The 12,339-nt window shown below is 28.2% G+C and carries 16 protein-coding genes; all 16 read right to left on the minus strand.

The window, feature by feature from the left end; genetic code table 11:
- Nucleotides 1-3: 3 nt before the first annotated feature.
- The gene (locus ACFIJ5_RS11055) at nt 4-816 is read right to left on the minus strand and encodes a TlyA family RNA methyltransferase (protein WP_379806972.1); all 813 of its coding nucleotides are present in this window, start codon (nt 814-816) and stop codon (nt 4-6) included.
- A gap of 15 nt (nt 817-831) precedes the next feature.
- Nucleotides 832-2,697, minus strand: a complete 1,866-nt coding sequence (gene dxs, locus ACFIJ5_RS11060) for a 1-deoxy-D-xylulose-5-phosphate synthase (protein WP_379809595.1) — start codon at nt 2,695-2,697, stop codon at nt 832-834.
- A gap of 2 nt (nt 2,698-2,699) precedes the next feature.
- On the minus strand, nt 2,700-3,314 hold the full coding sequence (locus ACFIJ5_RS11065) for a hypothetical protein (RefSeq protein ID WP_379806974.1): 615 nt from the start codon (nt 3,312-3,314) through the stop codon (nt 2,700-2,702).
- 637 nt (nt 3,315-3,951) lie between these two features.
- Entirely contained in the window at nt 3,952-4,818 is an 867-nt protein-coding gene (locus tag ACFIJ5_RS11070; RefSeq protein ID WP_379806976.1) for a polyprenyl synthetase family protein, read from the minus strand.
- Between the two features lie 3 nt (nt 4,819-4,821).
- Nucleotides 4,822-5,040, minus strand: a complete 219-nt coding sequence (locus tag ACFIJ5_RS11075) for an exodeoxyribonuclease VII small subunit (protein ID WP_379806978.1) — start codon at nt 5,038-5,040, stop codon at nt 4,822-4,824.
- Nucleotides 5,040-6,245: an exodeoxyribonuclease VII large subunit gene (gene xseA, locus ACFIJ5_RS11080; protein WP_379806980.1), complete on the minus strand. Its 1,206-nt coding sequence runs from the start codon at nt 6,243-6,245 to the stop codon at nt 5,040-5,042. Before xseA ends, ACFIJ5_RS11075 begins: the two co-directional genes overlap by 1 nt.
- Nucleotides 6,246-6,289: 44 nt before the next feature.
- Nucleotides 6,290-6,691, minus strand: a complete 402-nt coding sequence (nusB, locus tag ACFIJ5_RS11085) for a transcription antitermination factor NusB (protein ID WP_379806982.1) — start codon at nt 6,689-6,691, stop codon at nt 6,290-6,292.
- 142 nt (nt 6,692-6,833) lie between these two features.
- The gene (locus ACFIJ5_RS11090; RefSeq protein ID WP_379806984.1) at nt 6,834-7,223 is read right to left on the minus strand and encodes an Asp23/Gls24 family envelope stress response protein; all 390 of its coding nucleotides are present in this window, start codon (nt 7,221-7,223) and stop codon (nt 6,834-6,836) included.
- An 81-nt stretch (nt 7,224-7,304) separates the two neighbouring features.
- Entirely contained in the window at nt 7,305-7,820 is a 516-nt protein-coding gene (locus tag ACFIJ5_RS11095) for a SpoIIIAH-like family protein (RefSeq protein WP_379806986.1), read from the minus strand.
- A 39-nt stretch (nt 7,821-7,859) separates the two neighbouring features.
- Nucleotides 7,860-8,465, minus strand: a complete 606-nt coding sequence (spoIIIAG, locus tag ACFIJ5_RS11100) for a stage III sporulation protein AG (RefSeq protein ID WP_379806988.1) — start codon at nt 8,463-8,465, stop codon at nt 7,860-7,862.
- A 10-nt stretch (nt 8,466-8,475) separates the two neighbouring features.
- Entirely contained in the window at nt 8,476-9,063 is a 588-nt protein-coding gene (spoIIIAF, locus tag ACFIJ5_RS11105; RefSeq protein WP_379806990.1) for a stage III sporulation protein AF, read from the minus strand.
- Between the two features lie 3 nt (nt 9,064-9,066).
- Nucleotides 9,067-10,224: a stage III sporulation protein AE gene (gene spoIIIAE / locus ACFIJ5_RS11110; protein ID WP_379806992.1), complete on the minus strand. Its 1,158-nt coding sequence runs from the start codon at nt 10,222-10,224 to the stop codon at nt 9,067-9,069.
- A gap of 10 nt (nt 10,225-10,234) precedes the next feature.
- Entirely contained in the window at nt 10,235-10,618 is a 384-nt protein-coding gene (gene spoIIIAD, locus ACFIJ5_RS11115) for a stage III sporulation protein AD (RefSeq protein WP_379806994.1), read from the minus strand.
- A 9-nt stretch (nt 10,619-10,627) separates the two neighbouring features.
- A complete protein-coding gene (gene spoIIIAC, locus ACFIJ5_RS11120; protein ID WP_379806996.1) occupies nt 10,628-10,825 on the minus strand; it encodes a stage III sporulation protein AC in 198 nt (65 codons plus the stop codon).
- Between the two features lie 10 nt (nt 10,826-10,835).
- Complete coding sequence (spoIIIAB, locus tag ACFIJ5_RS11125) at nt 10,836-11,354, minus strand: stage III sporulation protein SpoIIIAB (protein WP_379806997.1); 519 nt, start codon at nt 11,352-11,354, stop codon at nt 10,836-10,838.
- On the minus strand, nt 11,347-12,267 hold the full coding sequence (spoIIIAA, locus tag ACFIJ5_RS11130) for a stage III sporulation protein AA (RefSeq protein ID WP_379806998.1): 921 nt from the start codon (nt 12,265-12,267) through the stop codon (nt 11,347-11,349). The genes spoIIIAB and spoIIIAA overlap by 8 nt, the downstream gene beginning before the upstream one ends.
- Nucleotides 12,268-12,339 lie beyond the last annotated feature (72 nt).

Here is a 12,339-nt window from a genome sequence, read left to right on the forward strand (position 1 = left end):
CTCCTATTTCAATCCTTTGTGTGCATTCCTAACTAGTGGAATAATTTCACTAAATGAAAATTTTTCTTCACGGTTTTGATCTTTTGTACAATAAACTAAATATTCAATATTACCTTCTGGTCCTTTTATAGGTGAATTTGTTACTCCAATTATTTTTAGATTATGTAATTTTAAAAATTTAATTATTCTCTCTATTACTTCTACATGTATTTCTGGTTTTTTGACTACTCCATGTTTTCCAATTTTACTTTTTCCTGCTTCAAATTGAGGTTTTATAAGTGCAGCTAATTCTGCATTTTCATGTAAAAGCTCTAATACATTTGGTATTATTTTCTCTAATGATATAAAAGAAACATCAATACTTGCAAAATCACCATATTGCCCTATATCTTTAAATTCTAAATACCTTACATTTGTTTTTTCTAGACTTGTAACTTTTTCATGTTTTTTTAATTTATCATCTAACTGATTACTTCCAACGTCTATTGCCCAAACTTTGCTTGCACCATTTTGAAGCATACAATCTGTAAATCCGCCTTTAGAAGCTCCAATATCAAAACATACCTTATTTTTTAAATTGATATCATAATACTCCACTGCTTTTTCTAGCTTTAATCCGCCCCTACTAACATATTTAAGCTTTTCACCTTTAAAATCTATTTTAGAGTTTACATCTATTTTTTTGCCACATTTCATTACTTTTAATCCATTAACAAAAATTTCTCCCTTTAATACACTCTCACGCGCCCTTTCACGAGAAGAAAACAAACCTTTTTTTACAAGTAGCACATCTAATCTTTCTCTATTTTCACACATAAAAAACAATCACCTTCAACATAATTTTTCCAAAATATTTTCTGTAATTCCTTGTACATCTAAATTATTAATTTTATGCAGTGTTTTTATATCTCCTTGTGGTACAAATTTATCATCATACCCCAAATTAATAACTTTACTCTTATGACCTAATTCATTAACATATTCTAATACACTGCTTCCCATACCACCTTTAATAATATTATCTTCTATTGTTACGATATGAAATTTATTTTGTACTAAATAGTGTAATAATTCTTTATCTATAGGCTTTATAAAACAAGCATTTATAACTGTACATTCCACTCCTGATTTATTTAATCTTTCTTTTACTAATAGAGCTTTCTGAACCATATTACCTACTGCTATTAATGCAATTTTCCCTTTTTCACAAAGAACTTCCCATTTACCCTTTTTAAGTTCCTTTATACTTGAAATATTTAAACCTGGATAATCTCCACCTTTAGGGTATCTTATAGCTACAGGAGATTGCTCATTTACAGCCCATTTAAGCATTGTACGCAGTTCCTCAGTACATTTAGGACTCACTATAGTTAAATTGGGAATATGAGATAGATAAGAGATATCAAATATACCATGATGTGTTTCTCCATCATGACCAACAACACCTGCTCTATCAATTGCAAAAATTACTGGCAAGTTTTGCAAACAGACATCATGTAATACTTGGTCATATGCCCTTTGCAGAAAAGTAGAATATACAGCAAAAACGGGTTTAAATCCTGATGCTGCTAACCCTGCACACATAGTAACTGCATGCTGCTCAGCTATTCCTACATCAAAAAATCTTTTTGGAAATACTTTGGAAAAATTTTTAAGTCCTGTTCCATCTGGCATAGCTGCTGTTACAGCAAGAACTTTATCATTGTCTTGTGCTATTTTTATTATTTCATCGCCAAAAACCTTTGAGTACGTTACCTTAGATTTACTTAACACTTCACCACTTTTAAAATCGAAGGGACCAATTCCATGAAATTTGTTTGGATTTTTCTCAGCATATTTATAGCCTTTTCCCTTTTTAGTTATAGTATGTATAATTACTGGTTCATCAATATTTTTACACATAGCTAAAACTTCACTTAACTGTCTTATATTATGTCCATCTATTGGTCCTAGATATTTTATTCCCATATCTTCAAATAACATTCCAGGTACAACTAATTGTTTTACACCCTCTTTTAACCTTTGAATAGATGCAGTAACACTCTCTCCCACTGCAGGTATTTTCTTTAATCTACTCTTAAAATCATGTTTGAACTTATTATACTTAGGATCTGTTCTAAGTTTGCTAAAGTATAGTGACATTCCACCTACATTTTTATCAATTGACATTTGATTATCATTTAAAATTATTATAACCTTACTTTTTGAATATCCTATGTCATTTAATGCTTCTAAAGCCATACCTCCTGTTAATGCTCCATCACCAATAACTGCTACTACTTCATATTTTTTATTTTGCAAATCTCTAGCCTTAGCTACTCCTGATGCTGCTGAAAGGGATGTACTACTGTGACCAACTTCAAAAACATCATATTTACTTTCACTTCTTTTAGGAAATCCACTTATTCCACCATATTGTCTTAAAGTATCAAATTGATCTTTTCTTCCTGTTAATATCTTGTGTACATATGCTTGATGTCCCACATCCCATATCAGCTTATCTTCATTAAAATTAAAAGTTTTATATAAGCTTAAAGTTAATTCCACTACTCCTAAATTTGAAGCCAAATGCCCACCAGTTTTTGATACTTTATTTACCAAAAAATTGCGAATTTCTTGTGCAAATTCTTCTAATTCATCATAGGACATCCTCTTTACATCATCTATATTATTGTAATTTTCAAGTAAATTTCGCATTATCATCTATCCCTTTTTGAAACAATTTTTTTTAGTGTACATATAATCTTTGCTACTTTATATATTATATCATGACTATTTTTCATTCCAATTCCTTTTCCTATAGCTTTACCTCCTATTGTTATTGACGCTATTACAGCTCCAATAAAAGCACTTATCATGGTAACATTTACACTAGGCAAATATACTCTAACTTTCTGCGCTATTAAAATACCAACAGATCCACTTACAATTCCACATATATCTCCAATTACGTCATTGCAAAAATTGGATACCTTATCAGCATTTTTTATCATTTTCACACCCACATTACCTTCAGCTATTCTTTTTGATGCCATAGAATTAAAAGGAGTTTCATCTGCTGCAGTAACAGCAATTCCTATTGTATCAAAAACTATACCTATTAATATAATTGAAATTAATATAATAAAAGCTACTAACATATTTACTTTTCTTAGTAGCGTATCAGATAAAAGAGTAACACTTCCACAAATAAGTATTGACAAAAAAATTATGTTAATAACCCATTTTTGCTTGCTCCGCGAACCCTTTTTATTATTTGATTTATTTTTTGACAATTTAACATTCCTCCAATTATGTATGAGGTGGTCATACATTAGGTAAACCTTGCGGCTTAGGTCCAGTAGGTTTTCCCACAGAATAATCAAAACGTCGCCATTTTGACGGTTTCCCTTTAATATTCTATCTACCATGTTACCATGAGTAGGACTGGATTACCACTTAGTCCGCACTTCAATCCCTAATGTATGTTACACTGAACAGTCTAGGAGTTTTCCTCAACAGTTAGGTACTTTTCTAGCCTCTTTTGCAATATAGGTTTCAGTATGCGATAATTTAAAAATTGTGGCCACAACTTTTAAATCTGATCATACCTCTCCCTATACCACTTCAAGGCAGGCTACGCTGCACATAGCTGTCTACCACAATGCAGGTTTAATCCATTGTCGTAGAGAAGGTATCTAACCTAAACCACAAGCAATGGTCTCCACGGAAGTAGGGTCAAGCTCGCATGCCGTTGCGTTTGCCCCATCCTCCTTACTTCCAGCACCAACCCATGACTGGGCGTCATAAGCCAGCACAAGAAACTTCATCGATATGCCCTTTAACGGATTTTTAGCCCCGCCTTTGAAAAATACTTACCTGACTAGAATACTGCACCACCTCGCAGTGGTAATTATATCATATGTCCTAAAAATATTCAAAAATATTTAAATGGTATCTATAATATTTTAATCAATAATTTCTCTTCAATAGAAACATTGTTAAATCCTCTAAATCACTAGTATTTTTATCTAGTTCATGCAATATTTCTAAACATTCTTTTGTAATTTCAACACACATCTCTTTACACTTTTCTATTCCAAAAGTAGTAATAAAATTAGTCTTATGATTCTCTCCGTCACTGTTTACATTTTTGCCTAATAATTTTGTATTTCCTACAATATCTAATATATCATCTTTAATTTGAAATGCAAGACCTATTTTCTCTCCAAATTTGCTTAATTTTTGGATTTCTTCCTTATCTGCACCACCTAAAATTGCTCCTGAAATAATAGGTGCCTTTATAAGTTCTCCTGTCTTCTTTTTATGCATATACATTAATTCATCTTTTTGTATATTCTTATTTTCACTTAATATATCTACAATCTGTCCACCTATCATTCCATCTGAGCCTGCAGCTTTACTAATAACATCACATGCTTCTACAGCCTTTGGATTTTTTAAACAATAATCAAACATTACACTCATTGCTTCATTTAAAAGTCCATCCCCTGCTAAAACTGCTACAGCTTCTCCAAAAACTTTATGATTTGTTGGCTTTCCTCTTCTTAGATCATCATTATCCATGCAAGGTAAATCATCATGAATTAATGAATATGTATGAATCATCTCAATTGCACAAGCTAGTGGTAAAATATTTTTGTAATCTTTCTTATATATACCATATGTTAATAACATGAGAAGAGGTCTTATTCTTTTTCCACCACATTCTATACTATAATACATAGAATCATAGATATGTTTATTATATGTTCCCTTATTTTGAAAATGTCCCTTTAAACAATTATCCACTTCTTCTTTCATAAATTCTAAATTCATCTTTTAACCATCTTCCTTCAAAAAGTTTTCTTCTCCATGTTCATTTAATATTTTTATTTTACCCTCTGCTTCATCTAATCTCTTATAAAGTTTATAGTATAGTTTCATACCCTTTTCATAGTTTTTTATAGCATCTTCTAGGCTCACATCATTATTTTCCATGAGATTAATAACATTTTCAAGTTCACTCATCATTTCTTCATAAGACTTCTTTTTTGCCATTATATATCCTCCAAAAATTCTATTTTAAATTTACTTTCCCCATCTTTCATCTTAATGTTTATGCATTCATTTTTCTTTAGTTCTTCTATATTTTTGATTATAGTATTCTCATCATTTTCTAAAATTGCATACCCCTTATCCAATATATTTAATGGATTATGAGCAAATAGTAAAGATTTAAGATTCTGCAATTTACCCTGTTCTGTATTTAACTTTGAATACATTATATTTTTTAATCTGATATTATAATTATCTAGGGTATTATATAAATTCACAATATAATTATTAGGATTATTTAACTCTAGTTTTTTATGTAAAAATTCAAATTTACTGTAATAATCATTTATCATGCCTTTCATACTCATTGAAAGTGAAGTTTTTAAATTATCTAACTTTTGATTAATTTCATTAATGTTAGGCACAACAATTTCTGCAGCAGCAGAAGGAGTTGGAGCTCTTCTATCACCTACAAAATCTGCAATAGTAAAATCCGTCTCGTGTCCTACCCCAGTAACCACTGGTTTGTTACATTTGTATATTTCATAAGCTAAAGCCTCATCATTGAAAGCCCACAGTTCCTCTATAGAACCTCCCCCTCTAGCTAAGATTATTACGTCAATTTCTTTTATTTTTTGGAGGTACTTAATACCTTTTATTAAATCTTCACTGGCCTTTTCTCCTTGAACTAAAGAAGGATATATTAAAAGATCTACAAAAGGATTTCTACGTTTTGCAACATTTATTACGTCTCTTACTGCTGCTCCACTAGCTGAAGTTATTACACCAATTTTTCTTGGATATTTAGGTAATCTTTTTTTATTATCTTCATCAAATAAACCTTGATTTTCTAACTTTTTTTTCAATTTTTCAAAAGCTATATGTAATTGCCCTATACCTTCTATCTCCATTTCATTACAGTATAATTGATACAAACCTTCTTTGGGATATGTAGAAACTCTTCCTTTTACTATAACATTGTTACCATTTTCAGGTGTAAAAGTTAGATTACATGCATCACTCTCAAACATGATACAATTAATCTTTGAAGCACCATCTTTTAATGAAAAATATATATGTCCTGAACTATGAATTTTTAAATTTGAAATCTCACCTTTTACACATATATTTCTTAATATAAAATCATTGTCCATTACCTTTTTAATATAACTATTTAATTTAGTCACACTTAAAGTTTTAATATACATTTTTAAGGCTTTATACCTCCCATATTATCATTACTTAATGATAATTATTTTTGTATCATATTACCTAGAACACCATTTACAAAAGCTGGTGATTTATCTTCTGAATATTTTTTTGCAAGTTCTATAGCCTCATTTACTGATACTTTATTTGGAATTTCTTCTTCACACATAATTTCATATGTAGCTATTCTTAAAATTGCTAAATTTATTTTAGATATTCTGTTTATCTTCCATTTTGTTGAATGTTCTTGTATTTTTTCGTCTATACTTTCTTTATTTTCTTCTACACCTTTTAGTACTTTTTCTATATAATCAAAATCTACATTATCTAATTTTTCTTCAGTATTCTCTTTGTAGTTATTAATAATATCTAAATAGTTTTCCTTGTTAATTGACATTTGATAAAGTAATTTCATTGTAGTTTCTCTTGATATTTTTCTATTCATAATAATTTCCTCCATAATCTTTAGTTTTTCTAATCGTATAATATACTATATCTTAAATTATTATCAAAAAAAAAGTAAATATACTAATTATTTCACAATATTTGAACAACGAAACACCCTCTGAATTCAGAGGGTGTAATTTTTATTCTTCCTTACTACCTTCTATGTTAGTTTTAGGAAAAATAACATTTTGAACATAAATATTAACTGCTGAAACTTTTAATCCAGTCATAGTTTCTACTGACTTAATAACGTTCCTTTGAACCTTATCACAAACTTCTGGTATGCTTACACCATATTCAACTACAATGAATAAATCTATAGTAGCACTTTCTTCAGCAACTGTAACTTTTACTCCTTTTGATAAATTCTTTTTACCACTTAGGATTTGTGTTATTTCTCCAACCAAACCAGCGCTTATTCCTGCAATTCCTTCTATTTCTGATGCTGCTAATCCAGCAATAATACTTACAACTTCATCAGAAATCTTAACAATACCAACATTTGATTGTTCTTTTATATTTTCATCCATATTGTTACCTCCTTGCGGTGACATAAGTAGAACATACAATCTTGAGTATATTATATCAAATCTACATTCTTTTTACAATTATTATTCTTGTCTTTCAATTTGAACGTCAGAAAGTTTTGTTACACCCATAACTACATCTTGTATTTCTTTAGATTGCTTTTCAGTTAATTCTTCCTTCGCTTTAACAACTACTCTAACTTTATCATTATCTTCAATAGTGCATATTGCATCTTCATATCCTTTACCTTTTAAAGCCAACTCTATTTTAGTCTCTTTATCTGCATTAGTAGATATTTTATTGAATTCTTCTATAGTTTTACTTTTTTGGTCTTTCTCTACATTTTCGTCATCTATTATTGATTTTAAATTTTGTAAAGTCTTTGTTGTTTGTTGATCTTTAACCATTCTTGCTTCTACAAAATAACTAGAGCTACTTGTCTTCTTATCTTCATCACTATTCAATGAAATTGCACTTTTTTCATTTGTATCTTTACCTTCTTGACCAATTAAAGGTCCATTCACTTTAGTAGCTACTAGTCCAACTGAAACAATAAGTACTAACAAAGCAACAATAATAACAGCTTGTTTCTTATTCATTATATAACCCCCCATTTTTTTCTTACAACAAATTATATGCTATTTTTTCATAGGATATACATTAACTTTGTAATTTGGCAAATTAAACAAAGTGCATACTGCTCTACTTATCCTAAGTTCAGTAACTTTATTTTCAGCTCCCTCTGCAATAACCAAAACTCCTGTTATTTTAGGCTTATATTTTTTCAATATAAGTGGTTTATTATCCCCATTTTCATTAGTAATCACCACATTTCTATCATTATCGTTTTGTTCAATTTTTCTTTTTCCCCCTGAAGTATCTTGTTCATTAGTTACGCTGTCTGACTCTTTCATATTTACCGCAGGCACTTGTTCTTCTCCACTGTCAAAATAAATCATGACATCCACTTTTCCTATACCTTGTATCTTTTCTAATTTACCTTTTAGTTCATACTGAAGATCAGTCTCATAATTGCTTATATTAATTTTTGTAGACTGATTTTTATCATTAGGATTTAAGTTTTTTGATGCATTAACATTTTTTGTATTTTTAAAAAAATTACTTGCAATTATTAATATCATCCCTATCAAAACTAATACCAATAGATTAAAAACTTTTTTATTTGATTCATTATCTTTAAACTTTACTTTTCGAAGATTAGATAATATTTTCTTAATATCCATAATAACCTCCTTAACATTCGTAAATAGTTATTACTCCTTCAGGAATTTTAAATTGTTCTTTTATATATTTTTTTATTTTACTGCTATAAGCATCTTTTAAAATTTTTTTACTTTTAACATCAGAAGTATTAGTTTTTATATCTACTTTTTTTACTTTATCTATCTTAGATTTTTTGATGCCTATATTTATAGCACTTATTAAAAAGTTATTATTTTCAGAATCAAATTTTACACACGCATCTACTACATAATTATCATTAGGATATTTTTCTTTAAGTTTTTTAATACATGCTTTTTCTACATTAACTTTAAAATTTTTAAGAGTTCCCTGTATATTTTTTTCTTTACAGTTATCATATTCATTTTCATACACTTTTTCCTCAAAACATTCAGATGTTTTTTCTAAATATGTTTCTATATTTTTTCCTTTGTCCACAAATTCTATTAACGGATTTATTATTACTACTATTAATATGAGTCCTAAAACAAATCTTGCATATTTTTTTATACTATTATTTGGTAAGACCATTTCGATAGCTACAATGAAAAATACTGCTGTACTTATATTTATAATCCAATTTTTAATATATTCAATCATACTTTACCCCCCCAACACACCACTTCCAGCAGCAGCTATTATGGAGATTAATATAAAAAACATCACAGATACACAAATTAAAGTAGACATTAATAGTATAAGTGAATCCCCTGTACCATTTAAGCAGTCAACTATTTTTTTATCAGTAATTGGCTCTACAAGTGCTGATGTCAACTTGTACATAAAAGCTATAACTAAAACTTTAATTATAGGAACTATTATTATAGCTAGTATAACGATAACTCCCAAACTGCTTAAAGCATTTTTCAAAAGGAGTGAATATCCTGCTACAGTTGCAATGGCATCTGAAAGACATTTTCCAACTACGGGAACAAAATTATCTACAGCATACTTAGCTGTTTTAGCTGTTACTGCATCTATTGTTTTTGATGTAATACCTCTTATCGTCACAATTCCAATAAATATAGTCATTAATATTCCTTGTGTCCACAGTGCAATTTGATTAGAAAGCTTTGTTAGATTACTTATTTTATAATCTTCAGAAATACTATTTACAAACTTTAAAACAAAGCTCATTAGAATAATAGGAATTATAAATTTTAAAAATATCTGTGCAAAAATATTTATAATAGATATTATTATAGGATCCATTACTGCAGCTTCTACCACTCCTCCTACACTGGCTAAAAGAACCATTAATCCTGGAACTAAAGCAGTCATAAAGTCTATCATATTTTTTATTGTACCCGTTACTATATCAATTCCTATTTTGAAATTTTTAGCAATTATAATAATTATCAATGAATAACAAGCAAAATATGCTATATTTGTTAAATTATCATTGTTAAATGCACTTTCTAAATTTTTTAATAAAGCTGATATTATACAAATAACAATCAACATTACCATTATTTTTAGCGATGCAATAATTTCTTTAAATACGTATGTAGTTACTATTTTTCTTACATCTTTTACTGATAACTTGCCGCGTCCTGTTTTTATATAATTTTTTACATATTCTTTTGGATTTATGTCCTGCAGCAGTTCATATTTTGTTTTAACATTTGTCAAATAATTATATAAACTTTGAATTTCTTTTTCATTTTGAATTTCTGCTTTAGTATTATTGCTGTCTGTATAAGCTTGTACATTGAATGGAATTAATAAAATTATTAATAAAGCTATTAATAACCTTTTCATTTTCATAACCTCACATAATCTTCAAAATTGCTTCTAAAACAGCCATTAATATTGGAATAGACAGCGCTAAAATAAGTATTTTACCACAAAACTCCACTTTAGAAGCTATACTTTTTTCACCTGCATCCTTACAAATCTCGCTGCAAAATGTTGTTAAAAATGCTATTCCTAATACCTTAAACACAATATTTAAATAAACAAAATCTATATTAGCTTTAAAGGCTAGTTGTTTTAGAAAATTTATTATTATAGTTATTTTATTCACAATAAATAATAAAATTATAACTCCGCATACTATACTGATTGCTACAGCAATATCATTTCTTTCTTTTCTAAATATTGAAATTACAAATAATACTGTAAAGGCAAAAGCTGTAATTTTTATTATTTCCATGACTGCCTCCTAAAACTGAAATAATGTTCTTACAGTACCAAACAACTTATTAATTAAACTTATTACCATCATTAAGATTATTACAACACCAGCTAAATTAGCTATAACAGCAAACTCATCTTTTCCTCCACTTTTAAGTACTTTATCTAATATTATCATCAAGACCCCTACTGCACCTATTTTAAAAATCATACTTACATCTAACATGTTTTCCCTCCTAAATTAACATTATTGCCAGTACGCATCCCACTGTAAATCCTAAATATCTATACATTTTTACATTTTTTTTCATTATATATTCTGCTTCTTCTTCCTGCTTTTTTATATTTTCTAGTGCTAAATTTAAAATTGCTTGCTGTCCAGATAAATCAGATTCACCTAATGATTTAGCTAAATTCAACATAATATTTATATCATCTTCGTTAATACTTAACTTATTTTTTTGAGATTTAATGCTAATTTTAAAAGCTTCATAAACATTTTTTACATTTCCTTCGTACAATAAATTTGATACACTCAAAAATATTTTGCCTATAAAAGTCTTTGACTTTTGGAAAACAAAATAAAAAGCTTCTGGCAGTGATGTATAAGTATATAACATTTGATTTTTAAGTTCATAAATGTTTCTTTCTAAATCTTTTAACTCCTCTACCCTCTTTCTGCACACTCTTCCATATAATATTCCGATGAAAGTAGATGAAAAAATTATTATTACACAACCTATAATCTTAATCATAATATTTGACTTGTAATTTATCTCCTTTCACAAAATCATATATATATTCAATAGTACCAATACCTTTTTTATTACTAAGTATTATAGCTCTACTAAATACTGAATTATCTATAATATCTTTAAATACGGATCTTCTATATAAATCTTGTTCATTATATCCATGTATAGTTGTTACTAAACTCACTCCCGAATTTAATGCAAGTATTATACTTTCCATATCCTTGTAAGTACCAATTTCATCACACACTATAACCTCTGGTCCCATACTTCTGATAGCCATAATAATTCCTTCACTTTTAGGACAATTATCTAAAACATCTGTTCTTATACCTACATCCATTTGAGGAATTCCTTTATAGCAACTACATATTTCACTTCTCTCATCAATTGCACACACTTTTTTTCCACTTACATTTTCAAATCCATTTGATATATTACGTGTTAAATCTCTAAGCAGCGTAGTTTTTCCACATTTAGGTGGTGAAATTATTATAGTATTTAATATTCTATTATCCTTTACTATATAAGAAATTAATTTATTAGAACATCCTTTTACTTGTTTACATATTCTTATGTTTATTGAACTAATATTTTTAATGGTTTTAACTCTATTATTTTCTATAACGCAAATGCCACAAATGCCTACCCTATGTCCACCTTTGATTGTTATATATCCCTTTCTTATTTCTTCTTCAAATGCATATATAGAATAATTACTAAACCTTTGTATCATTGTTTTTATATCTTCTTCTTTAGCACAATAATTTGTTATTATTTCCTTATTACACAGTTGAAATATAACTGGTTTATTTATTCGTATACGTATCTCTTGAATTTCATTTAAATCTTTAATGTTTTGTAAAAGTTTTTCTATATTGTAACTTAAAAAATTTTTTATTTCTGTAAAGTACATCATTATATCCTCCTTTCTATTTAATGTGTATTGAAACTTTTATTAAATTATTACTATTTTTACATAAAAAAA

It is taken from the genome of Haloimpatiens myeolchijeotgali (assembly GCF_042688525.2).
Lineage (GTDB): Bacteria > Bacillota > Clostridia > Clostridiales > Clostridiaceae > Haloimpatiens.

Bases quoted from the DNA above. Each gene is read 5' to 3' on its own strand.
- ACFIJ5_RS11055 (WP_379806972.1), bottom strand. From the start codon at position 816: ATGTGTGAAAATAGAGAAAGATTAGATGTGCTACTTGTAAAAAAAGGT.
- dxs (WP_379809595.1), bottom strand. From the start codon at position 2,697: ATGCGAAATTTACTTGAAAATTACAATAATATAGATGATGTAAAGAGG.
- ACFIJ5_RS11065 (WP_379806974.1), bottom strand. From the start codon at position 3,314: ATGTATGACCACCTCATACATAATTGGAGGAATGTTAAATTGTCAAAA.
- ACFIJ5_RS11070 (WP_379806976.1), bottom strand. From the start codon at position 4,818: ATGAATTTAGAATTTATGAAAGAAGAAGTGGATAATTGTTTAAAGGGA.
- ACFIJ5_RS11075 (WP_379806978.1), bottom strand. From the start codon at position 5,040: ATGGCAAAAAAGAAGTCTTATGAAGAAATGATGAGTGAACTTGAAAAT.
- xseA (WP_379806980.1), bottom strand. From the start codon at position 6,245: ATGTATATTAAAACTTTAAGTGTGACTAAATTAAATAGTTATATTAAA.
- nusB (WP_379806982.1), bottom strand. From the start codon at position 6,691: ATGAATAGAAAAATATCAAGAGAAACTACAATGAAATTACTTTATCAA.
- ACFIJ5_RS11090 (WP_379806984.1), bottom strand. From the start codon at position 7,223: ATGGATGAAAATATAAAAGAACAATCAAATGTTGGTATTGTTAAGATT.
- ACFIJ5_RS11095 (WP_379806986.1), bottom strand. From the start codon at position 7,820: ATGAATAAGAAACAAGCTGTTATTATTGTTGCTTTGTTAGTACTTATT.
- spoIIIAG (WP_379806988.1), bottom strand. From the start codon at position 8,465: ATGGATATTAAGAAAATATTATCTAATCTTCGAAAAGTAAAGTTTAAA.
- spoIIIAF (WP_379806990.1), bottom strand. From the start codon at position 9,063: ATGATTGAATATATTAAAAATTGGATTATAAATATAAGTACAGCAGTA.
- spoIIIAE (WP_379806992.1), bottom strand. From the start codon at position 10,224: ATGAAAAGGTTATTAATAGCTTTATTAATAATTTTATTAATTCCATTC.
- spoIIIAD (WP_379806994.1), bottom strand. From the start codon at position 10,618: ATGGAAATAATAAAAATTACAGCTTTTGCCTTTACAGTATTATTTGTA.
- spoIIIAC (WP_379806996.1), bottom strand. From the start codon at position 10,825: ATGTTAGATGTAAGTATGATTTTTAAAATAGGTGCAGTAGGGGTCTTG.
- spoIIIAB (WP_379806997.1), bottom strand. From the start codon at position 11,354: ATGATTAAGATTATAGGTTGTGTAATAATAATTTTTTCATCTACTTTC.
- spoIIIAA (WP_379806998.1), bottom strand. From the start codon at position 12,267: ATGTACTTTACAGAAATAAAAAATTTTTTAAGTTACAATATAGAAAAA.